Source organism: Xanthomonas sp. WHRI 8932A, assembly GCF_035012785.1.
Taxonomy (GTDB): Bacteria; Pseudomonadota; Gammaproteobacteria; order Xanthomonadales; family Xanthomonadaceae; genus Xanthomonas.
Map to the genome: position 1 here is coordinate 156,424 of NZ_JAYGQQ010000014.1, position 17,615 is coordinate 174,038.

The 17,615-nt window shown below is 61.0% G+C and carries 22 protein-coding genes; all 22 read right to left on the bottom strand.

Annotation, left to right across the window (positions count from 1 at the left end; translation table 11 throughout):
- Positions 1–16 precede the first annotated feature (16 nt).
- Positions 17–1,180 carry a flagellar hook-basal body complex protein gene (locus VC212_RS21370; RefSeq protein WP_323526881.1) on the bottom strand — a complete coding sequence of 388 codons (1,164 nt, stop codon included), beginning with the start codon at positions 1,178–1,180 and terminating at the stop codon, positions 17–19.
- Positions 1,181–1,190: 10 nt separating this feature from the next.
- The gene (locus VC212_RS21375; RefSeq protein ID WP_115552603.1) at positions 1,191–1,607 is read right to left on the bottom strand and encodes a flagellar hook capping FlgD N-terminal domain-containing protein; all 417 of its coding nucleotides are present in this window, start codon (positions 1,605–1,607) and stop codon (positions 1,191–1,193) included.
- Positions 1,597–2,340 (bottom strand): hypothetical protein, encoded by a 744-nt coding sequence (locus VC212_RS21380; RefSeq protein WP_323526882.1) that lies wholly within the window; start codon positions 2,338–2,340, stop codon positions 1,597–1,599. Before VC212_RS21380 ends, VC212_RS21375 begins: the two co-directional genes overlap by 11 nt.
- Positions 2,330–2,791, bottom strand: coding sequence for a hypothetical protein (locus VC212_RS21385; RefSeq protein WP_323526883.1), 462 nt, complete (start codon positions 2,789–2,791; stop codon positions 2,330–2,332). The genes VC212_RS21380 and VC212_RS21385 overlap by 11 nt, the downstream gene beginning before the upstream one ends.
- A complete protein-coding gene (locus VC212_RS21390; protein WP_323526884.1) occupies positions 2,784–4,112 on the bottom strand; it encodes a FliI/YscN family ATPase in 1,329 nt (442 codons plus the stop codon). The genes VC212_RS21385 and VC212_RS21390 overlap by 8 nt, the downstream gene beginning before the upstream one ends.
- Positions 4,109–4,753, bottom strand: a complete 645-nt coding sequence (locus VC212_RS21395) for a FliH/SctL family protein (protein ID WP_323526885.1) — start codon at positions 4,751–4,753, stop codon at positions 4,109–4,111. The genes VC212_RS21390 and VC212_RS21395 overlap by 4 nt, the downstream gene beginning before the upstream one ends.
- Positions 4,750–5,211, bottom strand: coding sequence for a hypothetical protein (locus VC212_RS21400; RefSeq protein ID WP_323526886.1), 462 nt, complete (start codon positions 5,209–5,211; stop codon positions 4,750–4,752). Before VC212_RS21400 ends, VC212_RS21395 begins: the two co-directional genes overlap by 4 nt.
- Entirely contained in the window at positions 5,198–6,577 is a 1,380-nt protein-coding gene (fliF, locus tag VC212_RS21405; RefSeq protein WP_238691705.1) for a flagellar basal-body MS-ring/collar protein FliF, read from the bottom strand. The genes VC212_RS21400 and fliF overlap by 14 nt, the downstream gene beginning before the upstream one ends.
- Positions 6,578–6,587: 10 nt before the next feature.
- A complete protein-coding gene (gene fliE, locus VC212_RS21410) occupies positions 6,588–6,884 on the bottom strand; it encodes a flagellar hook-basal body complex protein FliE (RefSeq protein ID WP_115552599.1) in 297 nt (98 codons plus the stop codon).
- On the bottom strand, positions 6,884–7,267 hold the full coding sequence (locus VC212_RS21415) for a flagellar basal body rod C-terminal domain-containing protein (RefSeq protein ID WP_323526887.1): 384 nt from the start codon (positions 7,265–7,267) through the stop codon (positions 6,884–6,886). Before VC212_RS21415 ends, fliE begins: the two co-directional genes overlap by 1 nt.
- Positions 7,264–7,641, bottom strand: a complete 378-nt coding sequence (locus VC212_RS21420) for a hypothetical protein (protein WP_323526888.1) — start codon at positions 7,639–7,641, stop codon at positions 7,264–7,266. Before VC212_RS21420 ends, VC212_RS21415 begins: the two co-directional genes overlap by 4 nt.
- Before the next feature lie 7 nt (positions 7,642–7,648).
- Positions 7,649–8,764 (bottom strand): flagellar basal body P-ring protein FlgI, encoded by a 1,116-nt coding sequence (locus VC212_RS21425; protein ID WP_115552596.1) that lies wholly within the window; start codon positions 8,762–8,764, stop codon positions 7,649–7,651.
- Positions 8,761–9,324, bottom strand: coding sequence for a flagellar basal body L-ring protein FlgH (locus VC212_RS21430; RefSeq protein WP_115552595.1), 564 nt, complete (start codon positions 9,322–9,324; stop codon positions 8,761–8,763). Before VC212_RS21430 ends, VC212_RS21425 begins: the two co-directional genes overlap by 4 nt.
- 10 nt (positions 9,325–9,334) lie before the next feature.
- Positions 9,335–10,042, bottom strand: coding sequence for a flagella basal body P-ring formation protein FlgA (locus VC212_RS21435; protein ID WP_323526889.1), 708 nt, complete (start codon positions 10,040–10,042; stop codon positions 9,335–9,337).
- Positions 10,042–10,809 carry a flagellar hook-basal body protein gene (locus VC212_RS21440; protein WP_115552593.1) on the bottom strand — a complete coding sequence of 256 codons (768 nt, stop codon included), beginning with the start codon at positions 10,807–10,809 and terminating at the stop codon, positions 10,042–10,044. The genes VC212_RS21435 and VC212_RS21440 overlap by 1 nt, the downstream gene beginning before the upstream one ends.
- Positions 10,810–10,822: 13 nt before the next feature.
- Entirely contained in the window at positions 10,823–11,494 is a 672-nt protein-coding gene (locus VC212_RS21445; protein ID WP_115552592.1) for a flagellar hook basal-body protein, read from the bottom strand.
- Positions 11,491–13,554: a flagellar biosynthesis protein FlhA gene (locus VC212_RS21450; protein ID WP_323526890.1), complete on the bottom strand. Its 2,064-nt coding sequence runs from the start codon at positions 13,552–13,554 to the stop codon at positions 11,491–11,493. Before VC212_RS21450 ends, VC212_RS21445 begins: the two co-directional genes overlap by 4 nt.
- The gene (locus VC212_RS21455) at positions 13,551–14,624 is read right to left on the bottom strand and encodes an EscU/YscU/HrcU family type III secretion system export apparatus switch protein (RefSeq protein ID WP_323526891.1); all 1,074 of its coding nucleotides are present in this window, start codon (positions 14,622–14,624) and stop codon (positions 13,551–13,553) included. The genes VC212_RS21450 and VC212_RS21455 overlap by 4 nt, the downstream gene beginning before the upstream one ends.
- Positions 14,624–15,394: a flagellar biosynthetic protein FliR gene (locus VC212_RS21460; RefSeq protein WP_323526892.1), complete on the bottom strand. Its 771-nt coding sequence runs from the start codon at positions 15,392–15,394 to the stop codon at positions 14,624–14,626. The genes VC212_RS21455 and VC212_RS21460 overlap by 1 nt, the downstream gene beginning before the upstream one ends.
- Positions 15,395–15,396: 2 nt before the next feature.
- Positions 15,397–15,660 (bottom strand): flagellar biosynthetic protein FliQ, encoded by a 264-nt coding sequence (locus tag VC212_RS21465; protein WP_104617531.1) that lies wholly within the window; start codon positions 15,658–15,660, stop codon positions 15,397–15,399.
- Positions 15,661–15,670: 10 nt separating this feature from the next.
- Positions 15,671–16,828: a tetratricopeptide repeat protein gene (locus tag VC212_RS21470; protein WP_323526893.1), complete on the bottom strand. Its 1,158-nt coding sequence runs from the start codon at positions 16,826–16,828 to the stop codon at positions 15,671–15,673.
- A 268-nt stretch (positions 16,829–17,096) separates the two neighbouring features.
- Positions 17,097–17,615: hypothetical protein (locus VC212_RS21475; protein ID WP_323526894.1), on the bottom strand; the 519-nt coding region annotated here is incomplete at its 5' end.

The window sequence follows — 17,615 nt, forward strand, 5'->3', positions numbered from 1 at the left end:
CAAGACGTTTCATTGATCAACCACCCCGTGTGCTGTTATAGAGCTGTTCGATCATTTCATTGCTGACCGTCATCACTCGCGAACTGGCTTGATAGCCGCGCTGAATGATCAACATGTCGGCGAATTCCTGCGTCAGGTCGATATTCGACATCTCCAGGCTGCCACCCTGGATGCTCCCGAAGACGCTGGAGCCGGCACGACCAAGCTCACTGCGCTGACTTTCCACGTCCGACAGCATGCGTCCACTGGAGAGCTCCAACGTGCTCTCGCTTTGAAATGCCGCCAGTGCAAGCTGAGCGCCCCGGCGTTTTTCGGTCGAGCTGTAAGTAACCTGAAGGATGCCCTTGTTGTCGAATGCCAGTGCATTGATGCCCAGCACGGGACTGCCGTCCTCCACGGTGGCGGTCAGACTGTCGGTCAGACCGGACAGACTGGTCGTTCCGGTGAATGTGCCTGGCGTGCCGAAGCCAAGCGAGACCTTCTGACTGCCTGAGCCTGCCGAAAGCGTGACCTCGAGCGTTCCGGAGCCCGTCTCGAGCATACCGCTAGTGCTGAAACGCAGATCACCGCTGCCCACTTGTGCGCCGGATTCGTCGGTCACGGTGACGCGATAAGTACGACCCGCTCCGACCGATGCAACCGGCGCAGCAGTATTGATCTTGAGCGTATGGACGGTACCGGCAGCGTCATAGACTTTGATGTCGCTGACCGAACTGCCTGTGGATGTTGGGGATAGATTGCCGCTTAGCCGCACGCTGGTCGTGGCCTTGGCATCCAAGGTACGTAAGCCATCCAGGTTCAGTTGCGACAATTGCCCCGTACTATTGATGGACATCACGTCGTAGCGGCTGACGCTGTCCACCAGGACGCCACGATCGTCGAAGATAAACTGACCCGCGCGTGTGTAATGCAGTCCACCGCTGGCATCGCGCAAAACGAAATAGCCTGCGCCGTCAACCGCAACGTCGGTCGCGTTACCGGTCTGTCGTAGATCACCGGCAGTGGTACGCAACCCGGCGCCCACAATGCGTGTGCCATGTTCGCCACCCAAATTCTCAAAAAATGAGTCGCTGCCGCGAAACCCCGGCGTGTTCATGTTCGCAACATTGTTACTTACCGTGTCCAGACTTTTGGAAAAACTGAAAAGTCCGGACAACGAGTTGTAGAGGGCTTGAAACATGCGATGACTCCTACTGCTGGACCAGCGTAATTTGGGGTAGGCGAATGCCTGTGAGAACGCCGGCGCTGGTTTCTACAGTCAACAGTGGGCCAGATGCACTGAACTCGATTGCCTTGACCAAACCGGTGGCAGTACTGCCACTTGCCTGGGTGACCTCGATACGACGGTTCAATAGGCTCAGGCTCTGGCTGGTAGCGTTCATGCTCAACATCCCTTCGGAGTTGAGGCTGAGTTGACGCGATTGCTCAAGATTGCTGAATTGCGCGAGCTGCGCCAGGAACTCGCGGTTATCCACCGGCTCCAGCGGATCTTGAAACTGCAGCTGCGACAGGAACAATTTGATGAAGCCGTCCTGGTCGATCGTGTTGTTCGACTGTGCACTTGCGCTACCGTTGTTTACGATCGCACCGATTGAATCAATCGCCACTGCTGACTCCTTGAGTATTTGAGGCACGCTGCCAAATGAGAGCGCCATTGAGCATGATTCGGTCCGGCCTGCCTTGACCGGACTGCAGCAGTGCATCGAGTAGCGCCGGTAGTTGCGCGTCGGAAATTTGGTAATCGCGAATCCACACGGTCGAGCGCCCCTCGGCATCCGAGATCTGCTTTATCGACCGCGACATCCATTCCGCCCATGCGCCAAGGCTGGCCGTGGGCGACGCGCGCAACGGCTGAGTGCCATCGGTGTCGGCATGTGATTTCGAGATCACCGGCAGGTCGGTAGCGGACGCGTATAACCCGGACACACCCAACGAGCTGCTGATTGTAGATTGCAAGTCGATTGCACCTGCACTCGATACAGCTCGCGGTTGCGCAAGCGCATTGCCATCGATTGCAGCCGAATCATGCACTGGGATATCAAGGCCAGATCTGCGGTGATCCACATACGACATCAGATAGGTCGCAGTTGCCGTCCACTCGAACACAATGGAATCCAACGCAAGTGCTTGATCAACGTCACGCGCAGCTTGGGCGGCCGACAGCGTGCCGGCTTGCACGGCCTGTTCGGTAGTTGCGACAGTCGCTGTACCAGGCGAGCGCTCAGGCGACAGCCAGCGCTCGAAGGTCGCCGCATCCTTGGCTGGGAGCTCTTCACGCGGTTCGGCCCTGGGCTTGACCGGACTCGAGGCAGGCGGGGGCATCCACGTTTCAATGGCCATCACAGACCCTCCTGGCAAGCCAGAGCTCTGCGCTGACGTCGGACTCCGTGCGCTCTTCCCCATGCCGGATGTGTTCGGACAGGCGACGATACCGTTCATCGACGGAGCGTTCTTCCGCCGATGTGTCACGATGCATTGTGCGCGCGGCATCAAGGCGCCCGTAGCAAGCATCTGCATGCAGCTGCGCGTGCGTTTGCTCTGCGTACACGACCCCTTCAGCGTCCAGTGCGAGCTGGTAGGTATGCAACTGTAGGCGACCATGCTCAGCGCGTTGCTTCCAGGAAGCGACAGCATCAACGCGTTGTTCGCATGCCTGCACACCTGCATGCGCATGGCGGCTTTCCAGCAGGCTAGCTCGCAGCGCTAGCGATGCCTTGCGCGTCTCCAGGTCGCGGACGCGCGCCAGCACCGCAAGCCGCTGCAGTTGTCGACGCGCTCGATCGTCAGACATGCGCGACTTCCTTCGATAGCGCGCGCTGCAATGCGTGCATTGTTTCCAGCCGTGTCATTGGTGCGCCTTGCGCTTGCTTGAGCACTAATTCCACCTGGGGCCAGGCCTCCAGTGCCTGATCCAGTGCCGAATTGGCTCCGGGCTGATACGCCCCCAGCTCAACCAGATCGCGTGAATCTTCCAGAATGGCCAGCACGTGGCGAACGCGGCTTGCCAGCTCAACCTCCTCTCGCGTCGCCAGCTGGGTCAGCAGGCGACTTACGCTGGCCAACACATTGATCGCCGGATAATGCCCTTTTGCCGCCAATGTGCGATCCAGCACGATGTGTCCGTCCAGGATGGCGCGCATGTGATCGGTAATGGGTTCGTTGAGGTCGTCGCCTTCTACGAGCACGCTGTAGATTGCAGTGATCGCACCATTGGCAAAGTTTCCGCAACGCTCGGCGATCCGCGGCAGCCATGAAAAGACCGAAGGGGTATAGCCACGAAAGGTTGGCGGCTCACCGCTGGCCAGGCCGATCTCACGATGCGCCATGGCGAACCGGGTCATCGAATCTACGACCAACAGGACTGACTTACCCTGATCCCTGAAGAACTCTGCCACGGCATGCGCGGCATGTACTGCATGCGTTCGCACCAGGGCGGGCTGATCTGCAGTGGCAGCGACGACCACACAGCGCGCCATCGCCTCGGGCCCAAGCGTATGGCGTACAAAATCGCCGACCTCACGTCCGCGCTCGCCGATCAATGCCAGCACGATCACGTCTGCTTTCACGTGGCGAACGAACATGCCAAGGAGTGTGCTCTTGCCGACCCCGCTGCCGGCAAAAATGCCGATGCGCTGCCCCATGCCCAGAGTCAACAGACTATCTACCGCATGGACGCCGGTTTCCAGAATCTGCGTGATATCACGCCGTACCAATGGATTGGGTGGCGCTGCGTGCAACGGATACCGCTGTTCCAGAATGCACGGCCCCAACGTGTCCAAAGGACGGCTGAAAGCGTCGACCACACGACCCAGCAAAGCAGCCCCCACCGGCACGCGCAATGACCTTGCAGTGGCTTCCACTCTTGCCCCCGTCGCGAGTCCGGCAAGGTCTCCATACGGCATGAGCAGCAACCTGCCATCCCGTAGGCCCACCACCTGTGCATCCACGCGCCGACCGTCCGCCGATGCAACCACCTCACAGAGATCACCAACGCGTGCTTCGGGTCCATCGGCCTCGACCACCAGTCCGTTGAATGCACACACACGGCCATAACGGCGTGTGTAAGACGCCGACTGGATTGCCGTAGTCAAATGTTGGCTAAGACCCATCATCTGGCCACATATTGGTAAGTGGATAGACCATCCAGCAGCGCCGCCTGTAGTGCAGAAAGCCGCACGTCTAAACCGAATTCGGTTCGCCCCGCGCGTGTTTCCAGAATGCACTGGCCAGGACGCAATGAGAGATCGCATTGAATCGCCAGCCCTGCAACCTTGGGGCAGAGCGCAAGATCCTTTTCACAGACGTGCAACGCCACCGCCTGATGCCCTGCATCGCGCATTGCGCGGTGGCACAAGTCCGTCAACAGCGATGTGTTGGCATAAGCGCCACCAATGACCTGAGTTACCGCATGGAATGCCACTTCGACGGCAACTTCATGGCTTCGACGCGCCTGCTCATCGACAGCCAGTGCCAGCCCCGCAACCAGATCCTGCATCTGCGTATGCAAGCGCTCGGTCATTTCCCGTGCCGAGCGTGCCTCCGCCTGCAAGGTATCGGTCAATTGTGCCAACTCGTGCTGTGCAAGCGCTGCGGCTTCCTCATGTGCACGCGCTAGGCCCTCCTGATAGCCCATCGCACGTGCGTGTTCCAGCACGGACTGCTCTTCTGAAATGTCGGGCGCGGCGTTGACAACGATATGCTGCGTAGGCGCATACCAGGGTCGACAATCGGCCGATGCAGGCAGACGCTTCATGTCAATGCTCGCATTGCAGGAACCGCGGCTGCATGCGTCTGGGCCGCGTTGCGCACAGCAGCGGCCAATGCGGGCGGCAAAGGCCTCATCGTCGTTAGTTCAGCGCAAACCGCCTTGGCTATTTGAGGGTCGAGCGCGGCAAGCACGAAGGATGCCTCTCCCGCTGTCGTCGCCATTACCACGCGGCTCAATGTCGCGGTGCTCAAGATATGCGACAACCGCACGATTTCTTCCAGACCGAGGTCGGCATCGGTCTGTGTCACGGTAAGTTCCTGCCCGTGCAACAGTGGTTCCACAAGCGAGAGTTCATCCCATCCGTGACGACGCACGAGCGCTATCTGCGTGCGCAGCTGCTCGGCCATGGCTATCGGCAACGACGCCAGCAGACGCCGCCGCTGGCCTGACCGCATCACGCTGGCAAGCAACGCAGACTTGCGCATGGCCTCAGACACGCTCATGTGCAGGCCCTAGCAACCACGCCCGAATGTGTTGTGCGGCCTGTTCGCTTTGCTCGCGACTCAAACGCTTACCGCGCGATCGTGCGATTGCCCTGCCGATCAACAGACCGACGGTCAGGCTGATGAAGATGGCGGCCAGCAACCAGGTCAGCAAACCCGATTGCCACACCGACACAGCGTCGGAAGTCGTAATGACCGAGCGATCGGTATCACGGACGGCCGATGTCGGCCGATTTGCAGGTTGACCGGCAAGCGAAGGAGCGCCGACACCGATTTCGACAACGTCACCACGCGCAGCATCTCCGCCGATGGCTGCCATGACCAAGCGCTGCAGGCGCTGTTGCTCGATGTCGGTCAGAGGCTGTCGCACTGAAATCGCGACGCTGACGCGCTCCACGCGACCGGTGGCACGCGTGACCTCCTGCTTCTCCGTGCCGTGGGCATACTCGACCTGTTCGTTCAATACGGCGCCGCTGCCACCGTCGGCGGTGCGGTCGGAACTAGTGCTACGTCGCACCACGGTGCCATGGTCCTGACCAGGGGCGACCAACGTACGTTCGCTAGTGGTCCGCACCTTGTCGAAATTCAGCGCCACATTCACAGAAATGGATGCGCCTGCCGTGGACGACTGTGCTTCCAGGATCTTGCGGATGTCACGCTCATAGTCCGCACCCAGCTGACGTGCCAGATCACCCTGCGTCCCACTTGCAGCGTCGTTTGCGCCTCCTCCAAGTTGCAAGCCGGTCGGCCCGACCACCACCACGGCGTCGGGCGCAAGACCGTCCACGGCCGAGGCAACCAGGTCGCGGATGCCACTGACCTGCTTGGCAGTCAGGGTCGCGCCTGGGACAAGCGACACGGCAACCGAGGCTTTGGACTGGCTGTCTTCGGCCAGAAACACGCCCGGCCGCCGAATCGACAGGTGCACACGCACCGCCTCCACGCCCGGAATCGTGGCGATGGTGCGCTCGATCTCGCCCTGCAATGCCCGCTGATAGTTGATGCGCTGGGCAAATTCGGTGACGCCGAATTCATTTGTGTCGAAAAGCTCGAACCCGACATGCCCCCCCTTCGGGACGCCGGCCGAGACAAGACGCATCCGCAAAGGATGCACCTGCCCTTGTTCGACGAGTATCCCGCTGCCGTCCGGCGTATAGCTATGCGGAACCTTCCATTCGTCCAGCGCCGCTGACACCTCGGCAGCGTCTGCCTGCTTCAGTTGGCCGAACAACACTGCCTGTCGCGGAGCCAATGCCCACCAGATTGCTGCAGCCGTGAGCAATAGCAAGATACCCACGGCAACGAACAATCCCACCCTGCGGGTGGGGGGCATTGCCGAATACGTCGTTTTGAAAGAGGAAAGCACGTCAATGTCCTTACAGTTGCATCCGCGAGAGTTCCTGATACCCCTCGACCAGCTTGTTACGCACCTCGGCCAGCAACGTGAGATGCATGCGCGCCTCTTCCAGCGAGATCATCAGATCGTGTGGTGCAATCTCCTGGCCAGCGGCCATCGCACGGAGCTGCTGATCCGCGGTCTGGACAGCGCCATCGGCATTGGAGAGACCACGCGCAACCACATCACCAAAGTTCACGCCTTCGGTCGCGGCCACCGGTGCTCCGAGTGTTTCCAGCGGTGCTGGACCGATGGCGCCAATTGCCTCGATCGCCATCACTTGGCTCCAATTTCGAATGCGCGCAGCACCATGCTGCGTAGGACATTGAACGAGCGAACGTTTGCTTCGTAGCCGCGGCTGGCCGTCATTAGACTTGTCATCTCGCTGACCATGTCTACAGCTGGGTAATGCACCTGTCCTTGTGCATCGGCCATAGGGTTTTTCGGATCCAGCACCGTGCGCGTGCCAAGGCTGCGGACGGCATCCATCCCATCTCCAAGGCCCACCGTTTCGGCGAAGGAGCCATTGGACGACGCAGCAAGCTGGCGTGGATCGATCGGTTGATTGGCAACTGCGATATACCGCCCGGCCTGGTCCATGCGCAGTCGCTCGTTCTGCATGCCTGCGCGGCTTGCGTCCAAAATTGCATCGATGCTCATGCGCCGCTCCGTCCAGTAACCGCCAAACGCATCAAGCCGAAGTGCCGGCTCAGCGACTCGGTCAATGCTTGATAGTTAAGTCCTGCCGATACTGCGTCGGCGACCAGGTCGTCCAGGCTTGCTCGCGTGCCGTCGCTACGTTGATCCACGATCGCCAATGTCGGCGAATCTGGGTTATGTAGCAGCGCGGCAACCTCACCGGGGTTTGCGCTGGCTGCCGCATTCAAGACACGGTCCGTCCGGCTTTGGTCGATAACGAAAACCGGCGCATCCGGGCTCGATGCATTGGCGATGTTCCAACTGGTGACTTCGGCCTTGAGCTTGTTGAGGCTCAAGGCCATGCGCACGGCGTCGACGGTAAGATCTTGGGACATGAGTGGCCTACTGAATGATCAGGTCGCCATCCAGGGCGCCTGCGGATTTGACGGATTGCAAGACCGCGATGACATCGCGCGTGGTCAGCTTGGCGGCCCGCAACGCGGAGATCAGATCGGCCACGGTTGCGCCTTCTGCTACCGACACCAGGGGCGCGATCGGTTCTTCGGTGGTGATAGTGCTTTCTGGTACCAATACGCTGCGCACACCGGCACCTGGGCGCACCAGCAGTCCATCGGGCTGGGAAACGCTGTAGCGCGTAGAAATCTCAACACGCAGATCGCCATGAGAAATACTGACCTGACCCAAGCGGATATTGCTTCCCGCAACGACGGTGCCGGTGCGTTCATTGATGATCACGCGCGCGGGACGTTCGCGCGTCACACGGATGTTTTCGATCTGAGAGATGCGCGCCACGCGGCTGGGGTTGTCTCGATAGTGCACAACGACCTTGCCAGCGTGCTCGGCCTCTGCCGTCACGCCTGGCAAGCTGGCTGTCACTGCTTGAGCGATGCGGTTAGCGGTGGTGAAGTCCGCTTCGTCCAGCAGAATACTCAAGGTTCCCGGCTCGCCAGCAACATTCAGTGCAGCCGCGCGCTCGACCGTGCCGCCAGACGGAATCCAGCCTACGGTGGGATGATTCTTTTGCACAGACGCGGTAATCGCCTCGAACTGATAACCACCCACAGAGATCGCGCCCTGCGCGATGGCGTAGACCTTGCCGTCAGGGCCGCTCAAAGGCGCAATCATCAACGTACCGCCGGTCAGGCTGCGGGCATCGCCTGCCGAGGCGACCTGCACATCGAGTGGCTGCCCGGGTTCTGCGAAGGGCGGGAGTTTTGCAGTAACCAGCACTGCTGCCACATTGCGGCTGGACAGGTCGCCCAGTTCGACGCTGACGCCGAAGTTGCGCAACGTATTGCCAACCGATTGCACCGTCGCCCGATTACGTGCCGAGTCGCCCGTGCCTGAAAGGCCGAATACCAGGCCGTACCCAGTCAACGGATTTTCGCGTACACCGGCAATGCGGGCGATGTCCTTGATCCTGACATCGGAGACGGCAGCCGCTTGCGCGGTGCCAGAGGATAGTGCGAGCAAGAGCACCAGCAGACGCAGATTCATAGCACCCTCAGCCACTTAAGCAACCGATAGGCAACGCTTTGACGCTGCGACTCGGCAACGACACCTTTGCCGTTGAACTCCACACGAGCGTTAGCAAGTCGATGAGACCACACGGTGTTGTCGGCCAAGATGTCGTCCGGTCGCACGATGCCGCTCAGGGTAATGCGCTGATCTTCCTTATTGATCAATAACGACTGTTCACCTTCAACCACCAGCGAGCCGTCGCTCAGAACATCCTTGACTTGCACCGACAATTGCGTGCGCAGCTCACCAACGCGCGAGGTCTCCGCACTGCCCTTGGTAGCGCCAGACAAGCTGGCATCGAAGCCGCCGCGATAAGCGTTATTGCCAGCCGTGCCACTCAGCCGGACATCCGAGCCGGCGTCGGTTGCCGCCCCGGAGCGGGCTCTGGCGGCTTCCAAGACGTTTACCGTCAACACATCGCCTACTCGATACGCACGTCGATCCGCAGCAATACCGCGATAGGTATTCGGGTTGATCAGACTTTCTTGCGCGCTCACACATTGGCTTGCCGTTGCCAGCAAGACCGCGGCGCTCAAGACCAGGCATCTACTGTTCAATGGACACCTCTCCATTGGCGACCACGCGTGCCAGCACGGGAGTACGCGCACCCTTTGGCAAGACGGCAATTGCCTCACCTAGCTGCCCGTCCGCTGTCGCTAGCGCCGGCAACCGTAGCTCCACTGCACCACTACGAACGCGCAGGGTTACCGGGTCGCGTCGAGCAATTGTCGGCGCCGCCGCAAAGTCGTCTGGCTTTACCAGATGACCAGCGCGCACGGCATGCTTCAATCGGCCCGCCGCAGGTAAGGTGGCCTGCTCCGATGCCTCACCGATCGCCAAAGTACCAGCCACGTCGACCCGCTTGTTCACTATGACGAGCTGCGCGCTCGGCGTGCCGTCGGCAAACGCGCGGGCGTAGGTGGGCCGTTCCAACCACCATTGCACCGTGAACCAAACCATCCTGGTCTGGGTGGGAACGCCATCGACCAGCACACGCACGGGAACACCGATGCGCTTGCGTGGCCAGCTGCCGTCGATCGGCGTTGCCTGCAATGTCACACGTGAAGCATCCGCCTCCACATCCAGTTGAGAGCCTGGCAGCGCAGCGGCAGTGATCGTCAGCTCGCCAGGAAGCGCGCTGGACAGGGCATCCAGCGACGCACGCGCAGTTGCGACCAACCGGTCGGGTGCAATCGTGGTCGCCTGCGCGCTCGCACAGGACACCATCAGCAGCAGGGCAAACGTCCTGATCATCAGCGGCGCAAATTGTTGATGGTTTCGAGAATCTGATCCGACGCCTGCAATACCCGCGCATTGAGCTGGTACGCCCGTTGCGCCAGCACCAAACCGGTCATCTCATCGATCATGTCGACGTTGGCTGCCTCCAGATAGCCTTGCTGCAACTTCCCTGCACCGTTGCTGCCTGCAGCCAGTGGAATTGCTTCGCCAGAACGGCCAGCGGCCTGGAAGACGTTTTCGCCGCGCGACTCCAGGCCTTCGGTGGACACGAAGCTGACCAGATCGATACTGCCCAATACTGAGCGCTCTTCACCGCCCTCGAGCTTGGCACTCACTTCGCCTGCCGCAGAGATCAATACGTCTGCAGCGCCTTGCGGCATCTGGATTCCTGCCGACAGGCGCATGCCATTGGAGATGGCAAGATAGCCCTCGCTGTCCACATGGAAGCGGCCCGAGCGAGTGTAGAAGCGCTCACCGTTTGCGTTCTCGATCTCAAAGAAGCCATCGCCATCGATCGCCAGATCCAGTGGATTGCGCGTGGGTTGCAAGGCGCCGGCACCAAATTCCACCGACGTGGAACTCACGCGAATACCGCCGCCATGCACGTTGGTGGCCTGATCGATCCCCTGGCCGGGCAACGGCGCATTTGCAATTTCGGCAAAATTGACACGTCCGCGCTTGAAGCCGGGCGTCTGCATGTTGGCGACGTTATTGGAGATCACGTCGATCTGCTGCTGCTGGCCACGCAGGCCGGTAGATGAGATGTAAAGAGCGTCGATCATTGATGCAGTCCTGTCAGTTGTCGCCAATACGGTTGATGCCCGTATCCATCGCTCGGTCGTAGAGGGAAATGACGCGTTGCACCGATTCGGCATGTCGCGAAAGTTCGATCAGTTGCATGGTTTCGCCAGCGGCGTCGACATTGGATTGTTCGACGCTGCCTTGCTGCACGGTTCCTTTCCATTGCGTGGTCGCTCCGTCGTAGCGGTAGCCGCCCTCGCTGGGAATCAGCCGAGCCGGCTCGGCCACATCCACGATGCTCAGACGTGCCAATAACGCCTCGCCGTCCCATATCCCGCCTTGCTCGTCGACGCGAATGTCCGACTGCGGCAGCGTCAAGACCCCGGCATCGGTCAATACGGCAGCACCCTCGCGCGTTTGCAGACTGCCGTCGGCGCCGCGCACGAAGCTGCCCATGCGCAGTAACCGCTGCTGGCCATCCTGCTGCGTCACGAAGAAGCCGTTCCCGCGTAATGCCAGATCAAGTCCGCGCCCGGTTTCGCGCAGGGCGCCATCGCCACGCTGTACCGCCATTGCCTGGGCGCCACTGGCTGCAGCGAAGTCGCTGCGCGCACGCACGCTCTGGTAGCCGGGTGTGTTGAGGTTGGCTACGTTCTGGCTGACCGCGGTCAGTGCCTGGATGTCGGCATTCAGACTGCGGCTGATGGCCTGGATGGTGTCACTCATGCTGCAACCTGCAATGGCGCGCCCACTGCCGCAAATGAGCGGACCAGGGCGGTGGAAGGAACCTCATTGAGTGCCAGCACGGCCACATGAGGCAACGAACGTTGGATCAAACCGCGCAATGGACGACGCAACGGCGCAGGGCACAACAGCACCGGCAAGCGGTTTTGTCCCATCATCGCTTCGGCCTGTTTGGCCAGTTGACGAATGAAACCATCCAGTTGCGCCATGTCGGTAAACAGGGCGCTGCGGCTTTCGCCGTTGCGCTGCTGACCCATCAGGGTCCGTTCGATACCCGGCTCGAGCGTCAGCACATGCAGCTCACTGCGCGCATCTTGAAAGCGTTGGCAGATGGTGGCGCCTAGCCGCTCTCGCACGCGTTCGGCCAACTCCTCCGGCTGCTTCTGATTGCGCCCGGCATCCAGCAGAACCTCGACGATGGCCTCAAGGTTGCGGATGCTCACCTGCTCGCGCAGCAGCAATTGCAGTGTCTTCTGCACATCGGAATAGCTCAGCACATTGGGAACCAGCTCGGCGACCAGCGGTGCGCGGTGTTCGTCAAGACGTGACAACAGGCGCTCGGTCTCGCTGCGGCTAAGCAGGTCCGGCCCGTGACGCTTGACCAGCTCGTTGAGATGGGTGACCAGCACCGTATCGGGCTCCACCAGGGTGTAGCCGCCTGCGCGGGCTGCCTGACGCGCCTCCGGTGCGATCCATTGCGCAGGTAACCCATAAGCAGGATCGCGTGTTTCCAGTCCTTCCAGCTTGACGCGCGTACCGCCTGGATTGATCGCCAGCAGTCGGTCAGGATGAATCTCACCCTGACCAACGCGATTGCCTTCGACCAGCAGTTCGTACTGATTGCGTTCCAGCTCCGCGCGCAAGCTACTTTGCACTTTGGGAATGACGAAGCCGAGTTCGCCCGCAACCTGTTTGCGCAGATTGACGATGCGCAACGCGAAGTCGCCGCTCGGCCCCAGGAGCAACTCATGCAATGCACTGCCCATACGTATTTCGATGGGTTCCACCCGCATGGCTTGCTGCAACTCTTCCTGCGCAGTCGGCCCCTGCGAGGCGTCAACGTCGGGCGCGCCATCGCTTGGTGGCCGCTTGACCAGGCTATAGCGGATCAGCACCGCAACACCGATCAGTGCGGCGATCACCGGTAACTTGGGGAATCCCGGTAACGTCAACATCAATAACAACGCTGCGGCAACCACCGCCAATGCACGCGGATCGGACAGAATCTGGCGCGGAATCTCGGCACCCAACCGCGCGTCGGCCGCTGCGCGCGTGATGATGATGCCGGTTGCCACCGCGATCACCAACGACGGGATCTGCGTGACGATGCCGTCGCCGACGGTGAGCAACGTGAATCGCTGCACGGCCTCGGTCCAGGGCATGCCCATCTGCGCGATACCGATCGCCAGACCACCGATGATGTTGATCAGCACGATCACGATGCCAGCGATGGCATCGCCCTTGACGAACTTGGTGGCACCGTCCATCGCACCGTAGAAATTGGCTTCCTTTTCGATCTGCTTGCGACGACGGCGCGCCTCATGCTCATCGATCAGCCCCATGTTCATGTCGGCATCGATACTCATCTGCTTGCCGGGCATGCTGTCCAACGTAAAGCGTGCCGCCACCTCGGCCACGCGTTGCGCGCCAGTGGTCACCACCACGTACTGCACGACCACCAGGATCAAGAACACGACAATGCCGACCACGTAATTGCCGCGGATCACGAAGGTACCGATAGCACCGATCACCCGGCCCGCGTCCGCACCATCCAGAATCAGACGGGTGGCAGACACATTCAGCGCCAACCGGAACATGGTGGCGATCAGCAACAGGGTTGGAAAAGTCGAGAAGTTCAGCGGCGACTCGGTGAAGAACGTCACCAGCAAGATCAGCAGTGCAAGGCTGATATTGATGATCAGCAACAGATCCAGCAACGGCGACGGTACCGGGACAAACAGCACCATCAAGATGCCGACCACCAGCCCCACCAGTGCCAGGTCGCGTTTGTCCTTCAAAAATGCGGCGAGAATCCCCTTCATGCAGCAGCACCGGCGCGGCGATTGGCGTAGAGCCTACGGTAGACAGGTGCCAGCGCATCGAACAGATCTTCCGGAACTGGAGCATCGATTGCACAGTCACGATACAGCGCCCGCGCCAATGCTGGCATACGGATCACCGGTACGCCGGCACGCTGAGCTGCGCGACGTACGCGAGCGGCCAATAGCCCACGCCCTTTGCTCAATACGATCGGCGCCCGCATGCTGCGCGGACGATACTGCACAGCAACTGCGTAATGGGTGGGGTTGGTCAAGATGACGTCAGCATCGGCCACACGCGGCAGCGAACGCACCGTCTTGAGCAGGTCACGGATCTGCCTGCGTTGCTTGGATTTCACCTCCGGATCGCCATCGCGCCGTTTGGCGTCGTCACGCACCTCGCGCCGACTCATGCGCATCTTCTTGCCATGGTCCTTGCGCATGAAAGCCAGGTCGGCAACTGCGACAATCAGCAACACCAGCAGCACGTAGACCGAGGTGGTCCAAAAGCCCGAACGCAGTTGCTCGACCAACTGGGCTGGTGGAGACAACGCAAGGTCGCCGACAAAAGCCGCCGCGTGGCCAACCGCGATATAGGCAAGCAGGCCAAGCATGGCCAGCTTGAGAACCAGCTTGCCCAGTTCCCACAGACCGCGCATCGAAAACAGCCGCTTGACCGCGTTCATCGGATGCATGCGCTGAATGCTTGGCGCAAGCGCATGCGTGCTGAAGATGGGGCCGGTCTGGCCCAGGTTGGCAACCACAGCGACCACCAGCAACGCGAGGATCAGCGGCGTCATCGATTGCAGCAAGCCGCCATATGTCTCGATCAACCAGGCCACCAGATCTGCACCGATGCGCGGGTGCACGCCAGCCAACTGCACGGTGCTACGCGTCGCGGTCGCCAATGCCACCGCGATATCGCGCCCGGTCAACATCGTGACAACCACAAAAATTCCCAGCATCAGCACGGTTGTGAGGTCGGTACTCTTGGCCACCTCCCCTTTCCGGCGCGCTTCTTCCAATCGCGATTGCGTCGGCTGCTCGGTCTTGTCCTGGTCGGCGTCGGCCATCAGGGCGCTCCCAGCAGCTGCGGCGCCTGATCCAGCGCATTGCCGAACAGCCGCCCGATCAAGCCCGGCGCGTAGGTCAACGTCACTGCCAGCAAACCCAGTGCCACCGCGACCTTCAGCGGTAACGCCAGAAAATACACGTTCGCCTGCGGCATCGAACGCGAGGCATAGCCCACCGCGACATCGACCAGAAAAAGCCCCAGCACTACCGGCATCACCACCATCAGCGCAGCGACAAAGCTGCTACCGAGCAGGGCGAAGAATGCATCGGCACTGATGGGTTGACTCATGCGCCCAAGCGGCAGCACAGCGGTACTGGCAACCAGGCCCTTGAACAGCAGCACATGCAGGTCAAGCGAGAAGAACAACACGGTAGCGGCCAGCATCAGCGCATGACCCAGTAGCGATTCTTGGGTGTCCGCACTTGCAGGGTTGAGCAGGGCGCCAGCGCCCAGGCCTGCTTGCATGTCCAACAACCAACCGCTGGTGTGCAACGCCGCGTTGGGGATCATGAAGGCCAGACCGAAGATCCCACCGATCATCAGTTCACCCACTGCAGCCAGGAGCAGCGCCGTCGGCTGGCCGGTCGTTGGTCGGACATAGCTATCTGGCAGCGCCAATAGCGTCAGCCATGCAAACGCCAGCATCGTGGTCACACGCACGAGCATCGGCGCCCAGGCCAACGGCGACAGACCAGGCAGCACCATCACCGGCAAATAACGTAGTGACGCGTAACCAAACAGCAGAGCAAATCCGGCCAGCGCATCCATCGTCAGAGCCCTGCCGCAAAATCGAACATGCGCTTGGCAAGCTCTACCGCTGTCAACAGCATCCAGCTTCCCATCACCATCGTCACCGCACCCACCGCGATCAACTTGGGAATGAAAGTCAGCGTCATTTCCTGGATCTGCGTGACGACCTGCAAGACCGAAATCACCAGACCCACCACCAGCGTGATCAGCAGGATCGGCGCAGAGATCTTGGCCGACGCCAGCAGAGTCTCGGCCAGCAGATGCATGGCGGTATCGGCGTCCACAGACCGGCCGTCAATGCGCGACAGTGTTGCTGGATGACAGCCGCGCCCGTAGGCGCTGTGCCATTTCGGCAGGCGTTTGCGCGCCGAGCGCCTGCGCACCGGCCAATGCGCCATCACGCATCAACGCGGCAAACACCGCCTCCGACTGTACCTGCTCGCCACGATCGGCAAGCGACAACGACTGCGCATAGCGCCCGCTGATGCTGTCGGGATCGAGCTTGAGCGCGCGGCGCAGATGCGCTTCGCCCTCTTCGTGGTGCCCATCCAGCAGTGCCACCACCGCCAGACCGCCGTGCGACTCTGCAAAGTTGCGATCCAGCGCATATGCACGTTGGTAGCACGCTTCAGCCGCAGAACGTTCGCCATCCAGCAGGTGCAGCCAGCCCAACGCATGCCAGGTACCGATGTGGTCCGGCATAGCCTGCGTTGCCTGTGTCAGCAAGGCCTTGGCCGGCGCCAATGCACCCTGCAGCATGCGCGCCTGACCAAGCCCGGACAGCGCCCGGCCCGACATCGGAAAGCGCTCCAACGCACGCTCAAAATGCATCGCGGCAACGCCGCCGTCCTGGGCATACAACGCCAGTGCACCCGCAGCGAGCAATGCTTCGTGCTGGTCTGGAAACAGCGATAGACAATGGTTCGCCTGCGCTGCAGCACGTTGCATGTCCCCTGCATCCAGCGCACACAGTGCACTCAGGCCCAACGCTGTTGGATGCTGCGGAGCGAGTCGCAATGCCGACGCAAGCGCCGCATCGGCCGCAGCGTAGTCCGAGCGCATCAGAGCGACCCGTGCAGCGAGCACGGCAAATTCGGCACTATCGCCGTGACGCGCACGCGCCGTGTCCAGGGTGCGCACTGCATCATCCAGGTTCTGCTGGCACAGCTGTGCAAATGCGATGTCATGGTCCAACGCGGGTGCCGGGTGGCGCTCGGATAACGGCCGCAGCCGCGCTTCGGCTTCGGCGTAGCGACCGGCCAGCAGGTCCAGCCGCGCAGCACGAAACTGCACCCCGGCAAGTTGCAGAAGATCGGCAGGCAATGCAGCAATCACCAACTCAGCCCGCGCCGCCTGACCGGTTTCGATCAGCGCATCGCAGAGCTGACACGCAAGCTCCGGATTTGCCGGGTCTTGCGCCAAGTAAGCAGAAAGTTTATCGACAGACGGCATCGCCACATCCATGAGACGCAAACCACCGTGCCAGGCCGTGCGGCCTAGAAAAGATGGGTAAACCTAATTGCATTGCGGACCCGCGTTGCAGCGCCGTGGCATGTGTCTACCGATCCTGGTAGCCACCTAACTTCCGAGCGAGCTCGCCGCATCCCCCTGTGATGACGGCGTGAACTTTAAAGCGTCCCCCCGGTAGGCTGTCAAGCGATTGCCGTTATCTAACTGAAAGATTTTTCCAGGGCATCCATCACACTTTGAAAGATAGGCCCTATTGATGAGCCCGGTTGGCAGTGGCACGTCGGATTATCTGGTCATCGGAGCATCTAACCGCCTGCCTGATGCGGGTGAGCTCCCCCTCAGTGCGCAGACGCGCGGCATCATCCTGGGTGAACCTGCCGCCCTCGAACGTGCCCTCGGTGCGGCGCTGGATGTTGCCCTCCGCATCCATCGTGAAATACCGCAGCCGGTCATCGACCTTGCCGCCGGGCGTGTTCTCGCGCACCGACAGCAGCTTGCCCCACGCATCGTAGGTGCTGGTGCTGTTGCTGGTCTTGAAGTCGCGGTGCGTGCTGGTGCCGACCACCTGCTGGGTGAGGTAGGTCTCTGCACCCTGGTAGGTGTAACGGTAGGTGTGGGTGTAGCCCTCCGGCGTGGTCATGCCACTGCCTTGCTCGTTACGCACCAGGGTGTAGCGATACCCGCGCAGGCGACCGGCGGCGTCGTAACCGGTGGCCGGCGTGCCGTCCTGGTAACGCACGGTGCTCAGCAGTTGCAAACCTTCCAGACC

What these genes read in the sequence shown, in the direction of transcription:
- VC212_RS21370 (WP_323526881.1), bottom strand. Translation starts at nt 1,180, where the DNA reads ATGTTTCAAGCCCTCTACAACTCGTTGTCCGGACTTTTCAGTTTTTCC.
- VC212_RS21380 (WP_323526882.1), bottom strand. Translation starts at nt 2,340, where the DNA reads ATGGCCATTGAAACGTGGATGCCCCCGCCTGCCTCGAGTCCGGTCAAG.
- VC212_RS21385 (WP_323526883.1), bottom strand. Translation starts at nt 2,791, where the DNA reads ATGTCTGACGATCGAGCGCGTCGACAACTGCAGCGGCTTGCGGTGCTG.
- VC212_RS21390 (WP_323526884.1), bottom strand. Translation starts at nt 4,112, where the DNA reads ATGATGGGTCTTAGCCAACATTTGACTACGGCAATCCAGTCGGCGTCT.
- VC212_RS21395 (WP_323526885.1), bottom strand. Translation starts at nt 4,753, where the DNA reads ATGAAGCGTCTGCCTGCATCGGCCGATTGTCGACCCTGGTATGCGCCT.
- VC212_RS21400 (WP_323526886.1), bottom strand. Translation starts at nt 5,211, where the DNA reads ATGAGCGTGTCTGAGGCCATGCGCAAGTCTGCGTTGCTTGCCAGCGTG.
- fliE (WP_115552599.1), bottom strand. Translation starts at nt 6,884, where the DNA reads ATGGCGATCGAGGCAATTGGCGCCATCGGTCCAGCACCGCTGGAAACA.
- VC212_RS21415 (WP_323526887.1), bottom strand. Translation starts at nt 7,267, where the DNA reads ATGAGCATCGATGCAATTTTGGACGCAAGCCGCGCAGGCATGCAGAAC.
- VC212_RS21420 (WP_323526888.1), bottom strand. Translation starts at nt 7,641, where the DNA reads ATGTCCCAAGATCTTACCGTCGACGCCGTGCGCATGGCCTTGAGCCTC.
- VC212_RS21425 (WP_115552596.1), bottom strand. Translation starts at nt 8,764, where the DNA reads ATGAATCTGCGTCTGCTGGTGCTCTTGCTCGCACTATCCTCTGGCACC.
- VC212_RS21435 (WP_323526889.1), bottom strand. Translation starts at nt 10,042, where the DNA reads ATGATCAGGACGTTTGCCCTGCTGCTGATGGTGTCCTGTGCGAGCGCG.
- VC212_RS21440 (WP_115552593.1), bottom strand. Translation starts at nt 10,809, where the DNA reads ATGATCGACGCTCTTTACATCTCATCTACCGGCCTGCGTGGCCAGCAG.
- VC212_RS21445 (WP_115552592.1), bottom strand. Translation starts at nt 11,494, where the DNA reads ATGAGTGACACCATCCAGGCCATCAGCCGCAGTCTGAATGCCGACATC.
- VC212_RS21450 (WP_323526890.1), bottom strand. Translation starts at nt 13,554, where the DNA reads ATGAAGGGGATTCTCGCCGCATTTTTGAAGGACAAACGCGACCTGGCA.
- VC212_RS21455 (WP_323526891.1), bottom strand. Translation starts at nt 14,624, where the DNA reads ATGGCCGACGCCGACCAGGACAAGACCGAGCAGCCGACGCAATCGCGA.
- VC212_RS21460 (WP_323526892.1), bottom strand. Translation starts at nt 15,394, where the DNA reads ATGGATGCGCTGGCCGGATTTGCTCTGCTGTTTGGTTACGCGTCACTA.
- VC212_RS21470 (WP_323526893.1), bottom strand. Translation starts at nt 16,828, where the DNA reads ATGCCGTCTGTCGATAAACTTTCTGCTTACTTGGCGCAAGACCCGGCA.